The 17,672-nt window shown below is 46.8% G+C and carries 15 protein-coding genes; 5 read left to right on the plus strand and 10 right to left on the minus strand.

Features of this window, described 5'->3' with window-relative positions; all coding sequences use genetic code 11:
• Positions 1-160 precede the first annotated feature (160 nt).
• The 3 genes from MIC7113_RS33620 (at position 161) to MIC7113_RS20050 (ending at position 5,189) form a co-directional block, all read left to right on the plus strand.
• On the plus strand, positions 161-3,580 hold the full coding sequence (locus MIC7113_RS33620; protein WP_015183998.1) for a response regulator: 3,420 nt from the start codon (positions 161-163) through the stop codon (positions 3,578-3,580).
• Between the two features lie 173 nt (positions 3,581-3,753).
• Positions 3,754-4,131, plus strand: a complete 378-nt coding sequence (locus MIC7113_RS20045; RefSeq protein WP_015183999.1) for a response regulator — start codon at positions 3,754-3,756, stop codon at positions 4,129-4,131.
• The gene (locus MIC7113_RS20050) at positions 4,128-5,189 is read left to right on the plus strand and encodes an adenylate/guanylate cyclase domain-containing protein (RefSeq protein ID WP_015184000.1); all 1,062 of its coding nucleotides are present in this window, start codon (positions 4,128-4,130) and stop codon (positions 5,187-5,189) included. Before MIC7113_RS20045 ends, MIC7113_RS20050 begins: the two co-directional genes overlap by 4 nt.
• Before the next feature lie 182 nt (positions 5,190-5,371).
• On the opposite strand, the gene MIC7113_RS20055 is transcribed toward MIC7113_RS20050, so the two are convergent.
• From MIC7113_RS20055 to psbP, 8 genes are all read right to left on the minus strand, one after another.
• On the minus strand, positions 5,372-7,000 hold the full coding sequence (locus MIC7113_RS20055) for an NAD(P)H-quinone oxidoreductase subunit 4 (RefSeq protein WP_015184001.1): 1,629 nt from the start codon (positions 6,998-7,000) through the stop codon (positions 5,372-5,374).
• 189 nt (positions 7,001-7,189) lie between these two features.
• Positions 7,190-7,351, minus strand: coding sequence for a hypothetical protein (locus MIC7113_RS36690; RefSeq protein ID WP_155898056.1), 162 nt, complete (start codon positions 7,349-7,351; stop codon positions 7,190-7,192).
• A gap of 68 nt (positions 7,352-7,419) precedes the next feature.
• Positions 7,420-8,157, minus strand: coding sequence for a hypothetical protein (locus tag MIC7113_RS20060; protein ID WP_015184003.1), 738 nt, complete (start codon positions 8,155-8,157; stop codon positions 7,420-7,422).
• Between the two features lie 40 nt (positions 8,158-8,197).
• Entirely contained in the window at positions 8,198-9,067 is an 870-nt protein-coding gene (locus MIC7113_RS20065) for a hypothetical protein (RefSeq protein ID WP_015184004.1), read from the minus strand.
• A 14-nt stretch (positions 9,068-9,081) separates the two neighbouring features.
• Complete coding sequence (locus MIC7113_RS33625) at positions 9,082-10,848, minus strand: hypothetical protein (RefSeq protein WP_015184005.1); 1,767 nt, start codon at positions 10,846-10,848, stop codon at positions 9,082-9,084.
• Between the two features lie 73 nt (positions 10,849-10,921).
• Positions 10,922-11,362 (minus strand): hypothetical protein, encoded by a 441-nt coding sequence (locus MIC7113_RS20075; protein WP_015184006.1) that lies wholly within the window; start codon positions 11,360-11,362, stop codon positions 10,922-10,924.
• Between the two features lie 132 nt (positions 11,363-11,494).
• Positions 11,495-12,103, minus strand: coding sequence for a Maf family protein (locus MIC7113_RS20080; protein ID WP_015184007.1), 609 nt, complete (start codon positions 12,101-12,103; stop codon positions 11,495-11,497).
• Positions 12,104-12,218: 115 nt separating this feature from the next.
• Complete coding sequence (gene psbP / locus MIC7113_RS20085) at positions 12,219-12,758, minus strand: photosystem II reaction center PsbP (protein ID WP_015184008.1); 540 nt, start codon at positions 12,756-12,758, stop codon at positions 12,219-12,221.
• A 239-nt stretch (positions 12,759-12,997) separates the two neighbouring features.
• On the opposite strand from psbP, the gene MIC7113_RS20090 reads away from it, so the two are divergent.
• Positions 12,998-13,810, plus strand: a complete 813-nt coding sequence (locus MIC7113_RS20090) for a tetratricopeptide repeat protein (RefSeq protein ID WP_015184009.1) — start codon at positions 12,998-13,000, stop codon at positions 13,808-13,810.
• Positions 13,811-13,909: 99 nt separating this feature from the next.
• On the opposite strand, the gene psb34 is transcribed toward MIC7113_RS20090, so the two are convergent.
• A complete protein-coding gene (gene psb34, locus MIC7113_RS20095) occupies positions 13,910-14,089 on the minus strand; it encodes a photosystem II assembly protein Psb34 (RefSeq protein ID WP_015184010.1) in 180 nt (59 codons plus the stop codon).
• Between the two features lie 595 nt (positions 14,090-14,684).
• On the opposite strand from psb34, the gene MIC7113_RS20100 reads away from it, so the two are divergent.
• Positions 14,685-15,044 (plus strand): carbon dioxide-concentrating mechanism protein CcmK, encoded by a 360-nt coding sequence (locus MIC7113_RS20100; RefSeq protein WP_015184011.1) that lies wholly within the window; start codon positions 14,685-14,687, stop codon positions 15,042-15,044.
• A 56-nt stretch (positions 15,045-15,100) separates the two neighbouring features.
• Here MIC7113_RS20100 and MIC7113_RS20105 read toward each other — a convergent pair whose 3' ends face one another.
• Complete coding sequence (locus MIC7113_RS20105) at positions 15,101-17,569, minus strand: DUF3769 domain-containing protein (RefSeq protein ID WP_015184012.1); 2,469 nt, start codon at positions 17,567-17,569, stop codon at positions 15,101-15,103.
• Between the last annotated feature and the right edge of the window lie 103 nt (positions 17,570-17,672).

Consider the following 17,672-nt stretch of genomic DNA (forward strand, 5'->3'; position numbering starts at 1 on the left):
CATACATAAACCGGAACCACTTCTAGCGCCTAGTAACAAAGCATTTATTGATCTCGGTTTTTCATTCAACATTACCGAGATAAACGCGAATAACCAGCCTGGGCGAAACATGTTGAGTCTCGCTCAGTTCCATTTCTCATAAAAACAGGAGATTATCCCCTTGAAAAAAAAGCTCAATCAGCCAGTCATTGGAAAAGTCAGCTTAATTGGCTTACTTCTCATTTTTTTGCTGCCCTTTGCCGTAGTCGTTTATCAACTGCTAGCAGAAATTGATATAGGAATTAAGTTTGCCCAAAAAGAGAGATTGGGACTTCAGTATAACCAGCCTGTTAGACAACTTTTAGAAGATGTACAACAGCATCGAGGGATGGTTAATGGTTATTTAAAAGGGGGTACTTCTTTTGAGCAACAAATTAATTTAAAACGGTTTGAAATCGAAGATGATATCAGAGCCATTGATAGGGTTGATCAACAGATCGGTAGCACACTTAAAACCACAGAACAATGGATAAAGTTAAAGGCAAAGTGGCAGGCACTAAAAGGTAAGGCGCTGAGTCTGAATCCTCAAGACAGCTTTGATGCACACACGGCGTTAATTGCTGACATTCTCACGTTGATTTCCCATGTGGGAGACATGTCCAATCTGATTCTCGATCCGGTGCTAGATAGTTATTATCTGATGGATGCGGCAGTAATCAAGCTCCCCTCGATGACTGAAAATATGGCTCAGATTAGAGGGTTGGGCACAGGTGCAATTGTGCAAAAGCAGATCACCGCCGAGGAAAAAACTAAAATCACCATTCTATTAGGCTGGATAGAAGCTCCAAACAAGTCATTACGTCGGGGTTTACAAGTCTCTCTCACCAAAAATCCTAACCTCAAAAATAAACTAGAGGTTTACGCTCAAGAAAGTTTCACTTCTACAGATGTATTTTTGGATTTAGTAGAACAAAAAATAATTCTTCCTCAAACCATTGATATTCAATTCGATAACTATTTTGAGGAAGCCACTAAAGCCGTTGGTACACAATTTAAACTTTATGACCAAGTATCTATAGCTCTCGATGGGTTATTAGAACAACGCATTAATGCTTTTTCTTGGAAAAAATATCGAGTTTTGGCTTTTTCCTTGCTTGTCCTGGCAGTGATTCTTTATGTTTTGTGGGCTTTTACCCGCAGTCAGAACAAGCGCCGACAATCGGAGAACGCTCTGCGAGAAACTGAAGAGAAATATCGCACTATTTTTGAGAATGCCGTCGATGGAATTTTTCAGACTACCCTTGATGGGCATTATCTAAGCGCCAATCCTGCTCTCGCCCGCATCTATGGTTACGAATCACCGGAGGAATTAATTGCCAATCTTACTAATATTTCAGAACAACTTTACGTTGACCCTAACCGCAGAATTGAGTTCAAACAGTTGATTCAAGAACATGGCACGGTATCTGATTTCGAGTCTCAAATCTATGGCAAAAACGGCAAAATGATCTGGATTTCAGAGAGTGCTCGTGCCGTCCGAGATACCAAGGGAAAAATCCTTTACTACGAAGGTGCCGTTCAAGATATCACTCGTCGCAAACAAGCAGAAGAAGAACTGATACAATCCCAACAAAGACTTTCATTCCATTTAGAACACACCTCTCTAGCCGTAATTGAGTGGAATGTAAATTTTGAAGTGGTGGAATGGAATCCGGCAGCACAAGTTATTTTTGGTTACAGCAAAAGCGAAGCCATCGGTCGCCATGCGGCTGGATTAATTGTGCCCGAAAATGTCAAAGAGCAGGTGAACCAAGTCTGGCAAGCCCTTCTCTCACAACAAGGTGGGACTCGGAGTACCAATGAAAATGTCACGAAAGACGGCAGTGTCATCATTTGTGATTGGTACAACACAGTATTACTCAACGATGACGGCAAGGTGATGGGCGTCACTTCGCTGATTAACGATATTACCGAACGCGAACGAGTCAAAGCCGAACTTCGACAGGCTAAAGAAGCGGCAGAAATTGCCAACTGTGCCAAAAGCCAATTCCTCGCCAACATGAGCCATGAACTGCGTACACCCCTCAATGCAATTATTGGTTACAGTGAAATGTTGCAAGAGGAAGCTGAAGATTTAGAACAAGAAGACTTTATTCCTGACTTGCAAAAGATTCACGCCGCCGGTAAGCACTTACTCGGACTGATTAATGACATTCTCGACCTCTCGAAGATTGAAGCCGGTCGGATGGAACTGTATCTGGAAACGTTTGATATCTCGGCGATGGCTGATGATGTAGTGACGACTCTCCAACCTTTGGTCGATAAGAACAACAATACCCTCAAAATACAGTTTGGTAACGAACTCGGCTCGATGCACGCTGATTTGACTAAAGTGCGTCAGAGTCTATTTAACCTCCTAAGCAATGCCTGCAAGTTTACCCAACAAGGTACGATTACCCTGACAGTGAGTCGGGAAAGAGGCACAGATGGGGAGAATTCTTTAATCTCAATTCAAGATGGGGAATCAATCACCACGTCCTCATCCCCTGTCCCCGTGATTAGCCCAGATTGGATCACCTTCCGCGTAACAGACACGGGGATTGGCATGACTTCGGAACAAATGTCGAGGTTATTTGAGGCGTTTACTCAGGCGGATGCTTCAACGACGCGCCAGTATGGTGGCACTGGATTGGGGTTAGCCATTACCAAGAAACTCTGCCAGATGATGGGAGGAGATGTAACGGTGGAAAGCGAGGTGGGCAAAGGGTCTACGTTTACCATTCACCTGCCGACAATCGTCTTCGACCCCAAAGCTCAGCCTACTCCATCGTTGCCATTGAAATCGACTCTAGCACCTCCTGGAGCCAAAACCATTCTCGTGATTGATGACGACCCAACGGTGCATGACTTGATGCATCGCTTTCTGTGCAAGGAAGGATTTCGGGTAGCCAGTGCCTTTAGTGGAGAGGAGGGGTTGCTCTTAGCGCAGGAATTACAACCGGATGCCATCACGCTGGATGTAATGATGCCCAGAATGGATGGCTGGGCTGTGTTGTCGGGACTCAAGGCTAATCCTGAATTAGCGCATATTCCGGTAATTATGCTCACGATTGTGGATAACAAGAATATAGGTTATGCATTAGGTGCATCGGATTATTTAACAAAACCGATTGACCGCGATCGCTTAGGCGCTATTCTCAATAAATATCGAGGTGAGCATCACCCCTGCCGACTCTTGCTGGTTGAGGACGATGCACCCACTCGCGAGATGATGCGCCGGATGTTGGAGAAAGAACAATGGACGGTGATGGAAGCTGAAAACGGTCAGGTTGCCTTGGAGCAAATGGCAAACCAACAACCTGAGTTAATCTTGCTGGACTTGATGATGCCTCAAATGGACGGGTTTACCTTTGTCAATGTGTTGCAACAAAATGAAGCATGGCGTTCGATTCCGGTTGTGATCTTGACGGCGAAAGAAATCACCGCAGAAGATCGGCAACAGCTCAATGGCTATGTGGAAAATATCCTAGAAAAGGAAGCTTACACTCGCGAGGAGTTGCTGAGCCAAGTGCGGAAGCTGGTATCGGGTTCTATTAGCTAAAAAGAAGGCAAGAGGCTCCAAGGCAGGAGGCAGAAGGGAAGAAAGTTGATACAGTAAGCTTTTTAACCTTTTTCAACTGAATAGTTATTTCTGTCATCCTGCACTAGGACACTCCAAAGACTGATGTTTAGCTCTCTTTATAAGAGCCGTTATTTGGGAAAAGAAGAGGATTCATGTCGAAGATCCTGTTGGTTGAAGACAACGAGATGAACCGAGATATGTTATCTCGACGTTTGCAGCGTAAGGGGCATGAAGTTTTGATTGCCCTGGATGGGATACAGGGCATTGAGCTGGCTCAGTCACAGCAGCCTGATCTAATCTTGATGGATATGAGTTTACCGGTCATGGATGGTTGGCAAGCGACACAGCAACTCAAAGCCGCACCTGAAACCGGTGGGATTCCCATTATTGCCCTGACGGCTCATGCCATGGCGGGCGATCGCGAAAAATGCTTAGAGGTCGGATGCGACGACTACGATACTAAACCCGTCGAGTTTTCGCGTTTACTCGCTAAGATTCAGGCGCTATTAGAGAAAAAAGTTACCTCATGAAACCTGAACAAGGCCGTGTGTTGGTCGTTGATGATAATGAAGCGAACCGCGACTTGTTGGCGCGTCGGGTGCGACGACAGGGGCACACGGTTACTGTAGCCGAAGATGGTATCAAAGCACTAGAGCTGATGGCACAAGAGCCGTTTGATCTGGTGCTGCTTGATATTATGATGCCGAAAATGAATGGCTATCAAGTGTTAGAGCATCTCAAAAACGACCCCAACCTGCGCCATATCCCCGTGATTGTGATTTCAGCGGTGGATGATATTAATAGTGTGGTGGAATGTATTGAGCTGGGAGCTGAGGATTATCTCCCTAAGCCCTTCAATGCGGTATTGCTTGCCGCCCGGATTAGAAACTGTTTGGAGAAGAAATGGTTACGTGATCAGGAGCAATTTTATCTCCAGCAATTGCAAGCTGAACAGGGACGAACCGAGCGCTTACTACTTAGCATTTTGCCCATGCCCGTGGCTGAGAAGTTGAAACAGGGACAACAAATCATTGCCGATAGCTTTCCAGAAGTCACTGTCCTGTTTGCTGACATTGTTGATTTTACCCGGCTTTCGGCTGATCACACGCCCATCAAAATCGTCACTTTGCTCAATCAGATCTTCTCTGCTTTTGATCGATTAGCCCAACAGCATGGTGTAGAAAAAATTAAAACGATTGGTGATGCCTATATGGCGGTTGGGGGCTTGCCGATACCATGCAGCAATCATGCTGAAGCGATCGCAGAAATGGCGATCGATATGCTGGATGTTGTTACTCAATTTCAAGGAGATACCGATGAGCCGTTAACGATGCGAATCGGGATAAATACTGGTCCCGTCGTAGCGGGGGTGATTGGGATGAACAAGTTTATCTACGATCTATGGGGAGATACGGTGAATATCGCTAGCCGTATGGAATCTTTCGGTTTACCGGGTTGCATTCAAGTCTCTTCAACAACCTATAAGATCTTACAAAATAAATACTCTTTTAAAGAGCGAGGCTCTATCCCGATTAAAGGTAAAGGGGAGATGACCACTTATCTCCTTCAAAGCCGAAAAATCGCTTAACTTTTTTTCAAATGATGCTCTTTTAACCCTAGTACAAGGGAATGTAAATTTTAATTGATCTAGCAGTAATTTGCTTCACATAATTCATGTTTTCTCGTCATGTTTATAAAATTAAAAAATGCTAGGGTGCGCTAACAACATGTCACGCACCCTAGCAAGTATCTAGATTGGAATTTGTAGGTTTACCGCGAACCCGGAATGGGTTGAACAATACCCAACAATGACTGAGGTTGATGTGTTGGTAGCTGGGGTGCTGTAACTCTTTCAGAATACAAACGAGAACGCTCTTGAGCAATCACAGGCAACGCATGACGCACTTGATTCGCGATCGCTACCGTTTTCACATCATAAGTCTGCGTCAGCATTTTTGGATACAGACCAATGCCAATAATCGGTAGGAGTAAGCAAGCGGTGATAAAGATTTCGCGAGGATTGACATCACCCAAATATTTCTCTAGCTTCAGTTCGGGATTCGCGTTTCCATAAAACACGCGACGCAGCATGGAAAGTAGATAAATCGGGGTGAGGATTAATCCCACGGCGGCTAACAAAACCATCACCACTTTGAAGGCTGGATTGTAAGCATCACTGGTGGTAATTCCCAGGAATATCGACAACTCGCCCACAAACCCACTCATCCCTGGCAACGCAAGAGACGCCATCGAACCCGCAGTAAACAGAGCAAACGCTTTGGGCATGGTTTTCGCCATTCCACCCATTTCTTCCATCCACAAGGTGTGTGTGCGATCATAGGCAACACCCGATAGGAAGAAGAGTGCAGCCGCAATCAGCCCGTGAGAGAGCATTTGCAGCATCGCACCGTTGATGCCCAAGTCGTTGAAACAAGCAATGCCAACCAGAACAAAGCCCATGTGGGAAATTGAAGAGTAAGCCAGCCGACGCTTGAGATTCTCTTGAGCAAAGGCAGTGAATGCCCCATATACGATATTCACAATACCCAAAATCGCGAGTACGGGAGCAAAGTGAATATGGGCATTGGGCAGCATTTCCATATTCATGCGAATCAGCCCATAACCGCCCATTTTCAGCAGCACACCCGCTAAAATCATGGAAATGGGGGCAGAAGCTTCGCTGTGAGCATCCGGCAACCAGGTATGTAAGGGGAATATCGGGAGTTTGACGCCGAAGGCAATTAAAAAGCCGGTATAAGCTAAGAGTTCTAGGGCGATGGGATAGTGCTTGTGGGCTAGCTGTTGCATATCAAAGGTAACGGTATCGCCATAAAAGGCCATCGCTAAGGCCGCTACCAAGATAAAGATTGAGCCGGCTGCGGTATAAAGAATAAACTTGGTCGCTGCATAGAGACGCTTTTTACCGCCCCAGATGGAAATCAGCAGATAAACCGGAACTAGTTCTAGTTCCCAAATTAAGAAGAATAAGAGTAAATCCTGAGCCGCAAACACGCCAATCTGGGCGCTATACAGAATCAAGAGGAGGGCATAAAACAGCTTGGGTTTCTGGGTGACTCTCCAGGCAGCAAGGGTAGCCAAGGTTGTCACTAAACCAGTCAGGACAATCAGTGGCATTGACAAACCATCGACGGCAACTGACCAATTCAATCCCAACTGGGGTATCCAGGGATAAGTTTCAACCAGTTGGAATGTGGAGCTTTGTAAATTGTAGTGGTTGCAAAAGGTGTAAATCGTTAAGGCAAAATCAATTAAACCCACCCCTAGGGCATACAAGCGGACGGTTCTACCTTCTTTATCGGGTAGGACAGGAATCGCTAAAGCTGCTAATAGGGGCAACAGAATAATAGTGGTCAGCCAGGGAAATTGACTATTAATCATTACTGAGAATAAATACCTATCGTTGCCGACTCCTTTATTTTATTAAGTTAGGTAAAGTTTTGAGAAGAGTCTGTCCATAAGACCATCAAATCTTTATAATTTCCTGGAATCAATGCTGAGTATGAACTTCAAAAAGGATTGACAATTTATGGAGTTCATGGTACAAAGACCCTAAGAATCCTTCACACCCTAATCTCCATAAATCGCTAGCATCAGGCCAGCCCCCAAAAGAACCGCGAGTGCAATGGGTATAGTTGCCGCTGCTTCAATCAAAGTGGGAAACAGAACATAAGCCGCCGCTAACGCTAATACAATATCCAGAACTATTAACAGAGTTTTAAACAATTTCATGGCTTGGTAGAAATGCGTCTCCAAACCATCTTTCTCTTGCTCTTCTCTCTAGTCGGGATAATTTTCGATTAAGGGACTAAACGAGCGAGAATACCTTTAGCAATTGTTTGATCTAAGGGCTTATGGGAGAGTAAGCCCGATAAGAGTTTACGCCATATCCAGCGGCTCAAGGACGGTAATCGTAGCCAAATCAGGTTTTGTAACACCCGTTGCAAAAGCAACGCCGCGAATAGCATGACCCATAAAAGCCATGGATTTATTTGAATGAGCAGGGGTATCCACAAAAGCGCGATCGCAACTACCGTCAACCAAGATAGCACCCGAACCAGTAGCTTCCCTTTGACCAAACCCTTCAGATGTAGCTGACTCAGCAGTTGATTGATTAGCCAATGATGAGCCAAAGTAATTTGGCGACAAAACTCAGGATATTCTAGACAATTACTCTTAATTTGGTGCAAGACTTCTCCATCGCTGGAAATCACACTCCGCATCAGCGCTTCTGGGTAACCTCCCTGCACAAAGTAAGTGTAAAACGTTAATTCTGACCGCAGGTGGTTTTGTGCATCAATCAGAGCATAGTAGCGCAAATCGGCTAAAAACTTGGGAGAAAAGTCAAGGCGGCAACCCACCTCTTTTGCTGATTGAATTTGCTGGAGAACATCTTGATCGAGGTTGAAGCGAATGCTGTGAAATACTACGCGAGAACGAGAAATTCGCTCTTGCTCAAATTGGATATAGGGTTCTAAATTTAAAACCCTACGTTCCCAAGTCTTGTGGGAGTGCTTTCGGGAAATAGAATGCGGCACGGGAAATTTATTCTATCCTCACCTGTGGTTACGTTGAATCTCAGAAAGACCCATCCTTGCCAGAATTCCAGTGCAGCGACGCTTGTACTAAACTAATGACAAATTCCAACAATCCGCGCCACTGTTTTTCCCCCGCCGTGACACCCTCTTTGTGAATTTGGAGAATCACATCCCGATGAGGATGATCCAAAATTTCCTGAGAGTAGCGGTTAATCACATCACCATCGAGCTGAATTACGGTTTGGGCATAAATTATATCCGTGGTGACGGCTTTTTGCAGCACTTCGGGTTTAACATAGCCCGGTTGCTGTGCTAGCGTTCGGGACAAAGCCTTGTTTCGATTATCCAGTGCGGTTTTCAGTTCACTGATCTTTCGTAAGCTTCGTAAGAAGCGGCAGTTTCTCAAGACTCGTTGAGCTTTGAGAATCTCTTCGGAATGGGTGGGACTGATCGGGTCTGGTAACCGTGTTTGGATATGATGCATTTCTACCGTTGGATCGGTAAGAATGGCGTTTTCCCCTGAGGTCGAATCGAGGACGGTGGGGTCGTAAAACTCCGAGGATGGGTCACTCAGGAGCAAGGCGTACTCCAGTTCCAGGGTTTTGCGTAATTCCAGATAGCGCGATCGCAAAGACTCGTGAATTCCCTGCTGTTCCAAATACTCCCCAGAGATCGGATAAATATCCCGGTAGGCTTCCCAAGCGATAAACTTGTCCCCTGTAATCTGCTCAACCACCATCGTGTTCACTTCGACGGCGGTGATGTCGATCAGAACTTCCCCCAAGGACTGCAAAAATTCATTGAGGTTTCGATTCAACCCAGAAGTGGCAGGTCTACTGTGGTCGGAGTGGGGTACGACTAAGTCTGTCGTCTTTTTTCGCTTTCGGTTTTGAGTATTGATCATCGCCATCAATCTACCTACTTCTAGCTATTCGAGTTTGGGGGGGGTGGGGGTGGTACTTGTTTGTCAACCGATTTCGGCTGAGTGCCTGCGTCTGGCTCTTGATCGGTCAGTTTATCAGACAGTTCGGGAGAAACTCCTGGCTCAGACGCTTGTGACCCCTCTGAATCTGGCGAAAACTGGTTATTGTTGAGATTAAGATTGTTTGTCTGCGACTCATCCGGGGTCAAATCGTCGAGGGTTCCAGACCAATCAAAACCCGTACCTATATCGTGATCTCGATCTAACAAAACTCCAGAAGGTTCAAGTTCTTCTGCCATAAAGTCATCCCAATCCTGACTGGCTTCTAAGTTTGAACTCAACTCATCCAGAGAGGAATTGGCAAAGGGTTCAGTGTCTTCCACTAAGTCTCCCCAGTCCTCATCCTCTACCAGCTCTAAAGACTCCATATCGACCACCGGTGCCTCAATTAAAGACGGAGGCTCATCCATCACCCAATCATCCCATTCTTCATCCTCTTCTAAGTCCAAAGACTCTAAATTGGGAACGGGTTTGTCTAACTCTGTGTCTGCTTCATGGTCAACGAAGTCCCCCCAATCCTCATCCATTGGACTTCTTGCTTCCAGATTGTCCTGTTCTGAGGTGGAAGGCGATGCAAAATCTTCCCGTTTGAGAGTTGCCCAATCTTGATTTTCGAGGGAGTTTAATTCCCCTTGAGCGGACTCTGGTTCTTCCTCCATGAAGTCTCCCCAGTCTTCATCCACTGGAGAAATTGAGGTTTCCAGGTTCTGTGATTCTGAGGTTGGGAATGGTGCAACATCGTCCCGACTGATGAGATTTTCCCAATGCTGAGTTTCTAGCGAGTCGGATTCCTCTGGCTCAAACTCCGATTGTTCCGCAACAAATTCTCTCAAATCCTGCTCAACTGGAAAGCTATCAGATTCCAGGTTCTGCGGTTGTGCTTCTGAGGGCGAAGCTAAATCTTCGGGTCTGAGATTTTCCCAATCTTGATGGACGGGTAAGTTTGATGCTTCTGGCTCAGTTTCCGATTCTGCCTCAACCGTATCAGTCCATTCCCAATTTTCACGAAGGTCTGACTCAGGTGTATCTGAGTTAGGGGGTGGCGCGACGGGCAAAGACTCTAATAAATCTAAGACAGAGTCATCCCAATCGTCATCTTCGTCCTCCTCCTCATCGGCTTCCTCGACCAATATTGGGTCGTTCTCTGTCGATGGTGTGAGGGAAGAAATTGGGAGTTCTGAGGCCGATGATGGCTCTGGAATGATATCTTCTTGGGTTACCAGGTCTGGAGTGATGATTGCATCTGTTACCCCCTCGGTCGGCTCAACGACTGGCTTAGCCTCAGGGATTTCTTCTGCCGATGGCAATAGCTGACTCTCCCTATCCAGGGATTCAGGCTCAATCAACGGAAGGGTTGTATCTGGATAATGCAGAGCCACTAAAACCTCAAATAGCTTTTGCAAACTCTTGAGATTGTTCTCAATTAACTGACTGCCTCCAGCGACTTGCTCCAGGTGGAATTGCTTCAATTCCCGGTAGCGACCATTGCCGATAAATTCTTCACCAACCTCGTGTTCAACCTCTCCCTCAATCATATTGATGCGGGTACGCAGGCGATGACCGGGTTTGGCAACCGATGTATCTACATCCTCTTCTGTGGGCACCCAGGTGGTAAATTTCAACTCAACCGCTTCACTGAGGGCTAAAGCCAGCGCCTCAGGAATGTTACCCGCCTTAAGTTGTGCTTTAAAGTCATCGCTAGACGCCATATATACTCTCCCCACTGAAATCGGCGGTTCGCTGGCCAAGAAACTGCCTAAAATGTTTCTGTATTGTCAATTGTTACTGTTTATTATCTGGAGCGGAGGGAGGGAGGACAGAATTTCCATCCGCGAGTCGGCGTGATGCCGATGGTAGGTGGGTTAAGGTATGGGTCAGAACAGTAAACAGTTGTTGTAAGTTTTCCAAATTGTGCTGAATAATTTGGCGTCCTTGTTGAACTTGCTCCATGTGAAATTCTCGAAGTTCGGTATAAGGGCCATTCCCAATGAACCGACTGCCCACTTCATTATCGATCGCACCATCTACGATATTCAGGCGGGTACGCATCCGACTATCGGGAGTCGGCTTGGCTGTTTCGGCTTGGGTGTTAGTCTCTGAGTTCTTGGATGAAGATACCCAGGTGGTAATTTCCAACTCAACGGCTTCACCCAGCGCCAGGGTCAGGGCATCCACAATCCTTCCTGCTTTGAGTTGTTCTTTGAAGTCGTCGCTGATTGCCATACGCTGATGCTTGCCTCAAGCGATAAAGATAGGTTGCATATTAGACCAGAAGTGCCTTGACTATAGCAAACCTCTGCCCCACCTTAACAATTTTCAGGTTTCAATCCCATCCGAATGTGTTAGGTGTTGAGTCTAATTACTGGGAGTTGATGACCAGAAGTCGGTGGCGTCATATCCCAATTGCCTCAGCATGTGGCGCAGTAGGGGCAAGCTAAGACCAATCACATTGGTGTGACAACCTTCTATTTTTTCCACAAACAGGCTGCCTTGACCTTCCAATGCAAAGCAGCCAGCACATTGCAAGGGTTCACCGGTCGCGACATAGGCTTGAATCGCGCGATCGCTGATATGGGCAAAGTAGACGTTTGTAGTACCGTGGCGAACTACAGTTTGTTTTTTCGCGACATCAATCAAGGCATGACCCGTATACAGTACGCCCATCGTCCCTCGCATTTGCTGCCAACGGGCGATCGCTTCGGAGGCATTAGCTGGTTTTCCATGAATTTCGCCCCTGACGCTCAACACTGAATCACAACCCAAGATTAGGGCATCGTTAAATTGACCTGCAACCGTCTCGGCTTTTTTTCGCGCCAGAGTCTCCACCAAGGGCAGGGGGTCATTTAATTGCACTTGAGATTCATCAAAGTCACTTGAGCAAACCACTGGTTCAATTCCAGCATTTTGCAACAAGCGTCTGCGAGCAGGCGAAGCGGAGGCTAATACAAAGGTTGGGATACCCATAATCTCCAGAATTTGAGGACACTTGGTCTCAGAGTTCTTCAGTTAATACACCTACAGCAATTCCAGTTTGTCATTGCGCTGCAAGCATCTTTGATTGAGTTAGCTTCTGAGAGCTTCAATACACTGAAAAAGACTTAACCACTTGCTCAAACACATTCTGCATCTTATTCCAGCGTCGTTCCGTGGTTGAAGCATTAAAGGTGTAGAGTTTGCCACGACTCACCGCCACGCTGGCAAGGTTGTGCCGTTCTTGGTTGGGAAGCTTGACATTATATTCCAGAAGGTAATAAGTTTTATCCCCAGACTCACGCGCTTCGGCGTTAACCAATTCCGCTTGGCGACCCGAATTTGGAGGTGCGATCGCATTTTTTTGCAACTGATAGCCCACTTCTCCGGGTGTTCCCAAATCTTGCAGGGTTTTCCCTTTTGGCACTTCGCTAAAGATGACGCTAACGTTTTCTGTCTGCTCAACCAAATCACGGAACACAATATCAGGTCCGGTCGTCACTTGAATGGGTACCCAACCATTGGGATAAAGAAACTCATAGCCATCAGTGCTATCGACATAGCTTTTTAATCCGCTGATACCGGTAGCGCATCCATGTAAACCCAGGCTCAGTACCAGCAGCATTAGTGCGGCAATTGCTTTGAGCATCTTTACTCTCCGTTGAATCCTGCTGCTTTATTTTCTCATCTTTAGGGGACAAAGCTTGGGTTAAGTTATTGAAGGAAAATAGTGTTTTCTGACGGTCTATTATATTCATTACAAGAGTCTTAATCCGTTGTTAAGGCTTAGATCTGTAGAAACGACTCGGCAAGAGTGGAGAGTTTTAACGGCGTTCACCTAAAACTTGAGCTAACGACTTGAGAAAGAATGCTGCCTTAGAGGAAACTATGAACCAGACTTATCGAACACTCGCTTTTTTGGGATTTACTACCATTCTGGTTGGACTACCTAAAGCCGTTTTTGCCCAGCTTCCCCCTGTTCCAGGGCTGATTGCCGCTCAGCAGCAGCAAGGGGTGAGCGCTGTGGAGTTGTATAACCGAGGCGTTGATAAACTCAATGCGGGGAATTATCAAGGAGCGATTGCGGATTTTGACCAGGCGTTGCAACTTGACTCCAAAGATGCGGATACTTATTATAATCGTGGATACGCTTATCACACGATAGGTAGTTACGAAAAGGCAATCACAGACTACACTGAAGCGATTCGGTTGAACCCAAAATTTGCTCAAGCCTACAGCAATCGAGGCTATACCTATTTTGTGTTGAAAAATTACCAACAATCGATTGCTGATGCCACCAAAGCCATTGAACTGAATCAAAGCAGTGACAACGCTTATGTCAGCCGGGGGAATGCTCACGACGAACTGGGAAACCATGATGCCGCATTGGCTGACTATGAGAAAGCGCTCTCCCTCAATCCCAACAGTGCTAGGGCGTTTTACAACCGAGGTTTAACCCGTAATCGCCTCAATCAGCATCAATCCGCTATTCAAGATTACTCCCAAGCGATTCGGATTCAACCCGAATTTGCCGAAGCCTATTACAATCGAGGACTCTCTCGCTTCACTTTGAAAAACTATCAAGATGCGATCGCAGACTTGAAAAAAGCTGCCGAACTTTTCAAACAGAACGGTAGGACAGACAATTACCAGAGTGCGATGGATGTGATTAAAAACATACAGGAGCTAGGTAACTCCTAAATTGCACAAGTCTCAATCCTACCGTTAGATGCGAGCAATAGCTAATCCAATTGAGTAATTGGCTGTGCTGGTACTCACAGTACTTTTGTCTCGCGGGGGCTAGCTCATACCAGAGGCTGAGTAAGCGACGAACACTAACCCCCCAACGAGTACCAGTGCTGCCAAACCTAATAAAATATAATTTCGTTTTTGAGCGCCTGTCGGAGGCTCTGCCAAGTAAGTCTTGGTTTCTGGAGCAAAATTATTGATTAGACCGCCTTCTTCTTTAGTAAATGGCATGAAAATGATAACCTTCGTTTACTTATTAACTTTAAATTTAACAGAAATAGGCATTAATGCTCTCACCAATCTGTCATAAATCTTTACGAGACTCGCAGAATCTTTACAGTAAGCCCCCCTGTACTCGATGAAGTATCGCTGGAGGGCTTGTATATCAGGAGTTCACGAGAACAGAACACATTCTCTGTGCTTCTCCCTCAAGAGCCAACATCACCCGATATGTCAACAGTATGGGCGGCAACAGGAACAGCAATTAAGGCCAAAAGGAAAAGCAATCCCAAATTTATTCCTGGAGTGAGACGGAGCATAAAACCTCTACAATGCAGTAGAAACGAGCATAGCTGAGAAAGACAGGATGACCTGAAAACCAATTCAGGATTGAAGGGGTAATTTCTCTCTGATTTCAGCCAAGTCAATTTGGCAGAATGCGTTTTGGTGGTGTCAAACGACAAACTGTCGCATTCAGGGGTTGCCAAGCTCAACGAGTCTGGATGGGAAGACTAAAATCAATCGTCATTTCCACCAGAAGGGGTAAGGAACATTCGTACAATAATTTCTTGGCTTCATATCATTCAACAGATTCAGGAGATTGGCAATGTCAACAGTCGCAGTTGGGTCCATTGAAACGAAGGGCTTTCCTGCTGTACTCGCCGCAGCAGATGCAATGGTCAAAGCAGGTAGAGTCACTTTAGTGGGATATATCCGAGTAGGGAGCGCTCGCTTTACAGTTAATATTCGCGGGGATGTTTCGGAGGTAAAAACCGCTATGGACGCTGGAATTGCGGCTGTAGAAAGAGTTTACGGTGGTGCGTTAGAGTCTTGGGTAATCATTCCTCGTCCGCACGAAAATGTTGAAGCGGTTCTGCCCATTGCTTATTCGGCTGAAGTTGAACAGTACCGGGATGCTGTGGAAAACCCCATCATGCCTAGACGCGCAAACGGCTCTTCCTTTTAAATAAAGGATGAAGAATGAAGGATGAAGCTTAATCCTTCATCCTTCACACTCAGGACTTACCGAGTCACACCCTGTATCACATTGGAACCATCGAAAGGTTGTGGATTACCAGTCCAATTAAAGTCGTTAATCCGCAAGCTGATAGAACCGAGTTGCTGAACTGGGTTGAAGCGCAAGAGGATATTGTAGGTACGACGGCTATATTCCAATAGGTAGTCCGTGCTGATCTCCTTACCTGTATCTAAATTAATAGATGTCTGAAACCCAACCCGGAACGGGCCGTAAACTTGCTGAGTAATTCCCGCAGATAGAACTTTAGTATCTGCCACTCGGTCAAAGAGGAAGGGTGATTTGTTACCAAGGGCTACCTGGGTGTAGCCGATGTTAAAACCTGTGTAGTCCAGATAAGGGCGAGAGAAATGACCCAGTTGGCCGACCAGTGCAATGGTGCCACTTAAAGATTGTTGAGTATCTCCGTTACTGTAGAGACTCGCAACACCTGTGACACCTGTCGTGAGGGCTAAATAAGGTACCACTGGGGTTGGAGTATAGCGTAACCCTTCTGTGGGAGTTGGCGGTAAAGCTTGACCCTGCCAAAGCAAAAACCCCTTATTTAAAGAAACGCTGCCTTGATAACGCCCTAGACTAATCCGATTATTAGTGCGGTTGGGTTCAAGTAAGTCTAATCTATCCGTATCGGCGTTGATATATTGAGCACCAGCCTGGTAAGTGAGGCTGATACCCGTATTCCCTAGGGGAATCACAGGTGAGGTGATAACAGCACCAATGCTACTCCGAACGGTCTGGAAACCCAGGGAGCCATTAAAAAGGCGATCGCGATAGCTAGATTCCAGGTTGAGGGTATGGGGGAGAGTCGTGCCAATAATCTGCTGAAGTCGTAAACTGCCGCGAAAATTTTCTTCAAAGTCGGTGGGATCGAACGTGGTGAGAACCGCACGTCCGGTAAGCGTTGTTCGTGGCCCAAGAGTCCCATCCAGCCTAGCTCTGACCCCAAAGACCGATGGATCAATCACGCCTTCCTCAAAGATAGCTCGCTGAAGAAAGTACTGGGGTGTGACACTAAAGCGCAGGTTCGGTGTATTGAGTACCTCAAACGATCGCTCAACAAACAAACCACCCCGATCATTTCCGTCATACCCAAAGTTGAGCAGAGCCGGTTCCCGTGGACGGCGGTCAATGGTGATGCGATTTCGTAACAAAGGCAGCTCAAAGCCTTGGTCGAATACAAGACGGGGGCGAGAGGCGACCACTTCATCCACCAACGGCTCTAACCGTGTAAATCGAGCGGTATCGGCGCGTACCTCTAACTCTGGCGGTGAGAAGGGATCGTTGGTAATCCGCACGTTCCGAGCGATCGCATTTGAACCTTCAAAATCCACCCGTTCAGCTTGATAGCGAAAGCGATTAATTGTACCCCCTGATGGCGGGACAGATAAATTTTGGGCTGAACTCCCGCCACCCACCACAAAGGAATAACCTCCGGGATTACTGATCCCTTGTAAGGGTTGATCGCTGGCGATGCGATCGCTTAACGGTCGCTGGGGGGGTGGGGCGGTACTCCCCGGTGTTGGCGTGAAGGAAAGATCGGTTCCGGCGGTGGGTGAATATAACTCGCCACTGGCATTTAAAATCACGCCACTATCTTGGACAAAGTAATACTCAAAGCGTTGACCCCGTAACACCTGCTGTCCTCGTGTCAGGGCGACATTGCCTTGAGCGACGATAATCCGATTGGGCAAATTCACTTCAACGCGATCGGCATTGAGTAAGGCTTCCCGAAACCGTAACACAACATTGCCCTGTGCTGTAATTACTTTTCGCTGATCATCATACTCTTGGCGGTCTGCCGTTAACTCAATCACACCGCCCGTACCGAAAGGATTATCGGGTACGTTGGGCGTGGGTGCTGGGGTGGAAGGGGGTTGAGGGTTAACCTGGTCGGGATTGGGTGCGGGTGCGACTTCTTCTGCCGGTGAGGGTTGAGTCTCTGGATTGGGAATACTGAACTCAAATTCTCTCGCCTCTCCCCCACGCTCTTGAGTCACCAGACGCTTCACGTTTTGTGTGCCCAGTGTCACACTTAAGGCATCAGATGGTGAGACGTTCGAGGACGCAGAGGCTTGAAGCGCTTTCCCTTGACTGACTAAAACGGTAGGGGAAGAACGGGTTGAGGAAGGTAGCGCGGCGGAACGTGAGAGACTCTGGGCGCGATCGCTTTCCGGCTCTACGGCTTCACCGATCAATGGAGCCTCAGGGGATGCTTTGGAATATCCGACGGAAATAGGAGGACCAAGTAAGGCGGCGCTTTTATAAACCTTCAAAGGGGAAAATTCTGGCGCAAACGCCTCTGGCGGGCTGGGTGTAGGGATTGTTCCGCTAGGTAGGGAACGACTCAATCTCGTGCCCGGTGCCTCAATTGAAGATTGTTCGAGATTGACGGCCTCGTGAGTCGTGACGGGCTGGATAATTGCAGGGGTTTCAGGCGGTTGAACGGGTTGGGGCATCTTTCAACAATAAGAGTCGAAGGGACGGCTCCGAAACGTGAGCGTCCACCGCCCTGAATACTGCCAGGGCAAGGCACGCCTCGCCCTTTCAGACTGGGGGATG

It is taken from the genome of Allocoleopsis franciscana PCC 7113, from assembly GCF_000317515.1.
GTDB classification, from domain to species: domain Bacteria; phylum Cyanobacteriota; class Cyanobacteriia; order Cyanobacteriales; family Coleofasciculaceae; genus Allocoleopsis; species Allocoleopsis franciscana.

What these genes read in the sequence shown, in the direction of transcription:
- psb34 (WP_015184010.1), bottom strand. Translation starts at nt 14,089, where the DNA reads ATGCCATTTACTAAAGAAGAAGGCGGTCTAATCAATAATTTTGCTCCA.
- MIC7113_RS20100 (WP_015184011.1), top strand. Translation starts at nt 14,685, where the DNA reads ATGTCAACAGTCGCAGTTGGGTCCATTGAAACGAAGGGCTTTCCTGCT.
- MIC7113_RS20075 (WP_015184006.1), bottom strand. Translation starts at nt 11,362, where the DNA reads ATGGCAATCAGCGACGACTTCAAAGAACAACTCAAAGCAGGAAGGATT.
- MIC7113_RS36690 (WP_155898056.1), bottom strand. Translation starts at nt 7,351, where the DNA reads ATGAAATTGTTTAAAACTCTGTTAATAGTTCTGGATATTGTATTAGCG.
- psbP (WP_015184008.1), bottom strand. Translation starts at nt 12,758, where the DNA reads ATGCTCAAAGCAATTGCCGCACTAATGCTGCTGGTACTGAGCCTGGGT.
- MIC7113_RS20055 (WP_015184001.1), bottom strand. Translation starts at nt 7,000, where the DNA reads ATGATTAATAGTCAATTTCCCTGGCTGACCACTATTATTCTGTTGCCC.
- MIC7113_RS20080 (WP_015184007.1), bottom strand. Translation starts at nt 12,103, where the DNA reads ATGGGTATCCCAACCTTTGTATTAGCCTCCGCTTCGCCTGCTCGCAGA.
- MIC7113_RS33625 (WP_015184005.1), bottom strand. Translation starts at nt 10,848, where the DNA reads ATGGCGTCTAGCGATGACTTTAAAGCACAACTTAAGGCGGGTAACATT.
- MIC7113_RS20065 (WP_015184004.1), bottom strand. Translation starts at nt 9,067, where the DNA reads ATGGCGATGATCAATACTCAAAACCGAAAGCGAAAAAAGACGACAGAC.
- MIC7113_RS20105 (WP_015184012.1), bottom strand. Translation starts at nt 17,569, where the DNA reads ATGCCCCAACCCGTTCAACCGCCTGAAACCCCTGCAATTATCCAGCCC.
- MIC7113_RS20045 (WP_015183999.1), top strand. Translation starts at nt 3,754, where the DNA reads ATGTCGAAGATCCTGTTGGTTGAAGACAACGAGATGAACCGAGATATG.
- MIC7113_RS20050 (WP_015184000.1), top strand. Translation starts at nt 4,128, where the DNA reads ATGAAACCTGAACAAGGCCGTGTGTTGGTCGTTGATGATAATGAAGCG.
- MIC7113_RS20090 (WP_015184009.1), top strand. Translation starts at nt 12,998, where the DNA reads ATGAACCAGACTTATCGAACACTCGCTTTTTTGGGATTTACTACCATT.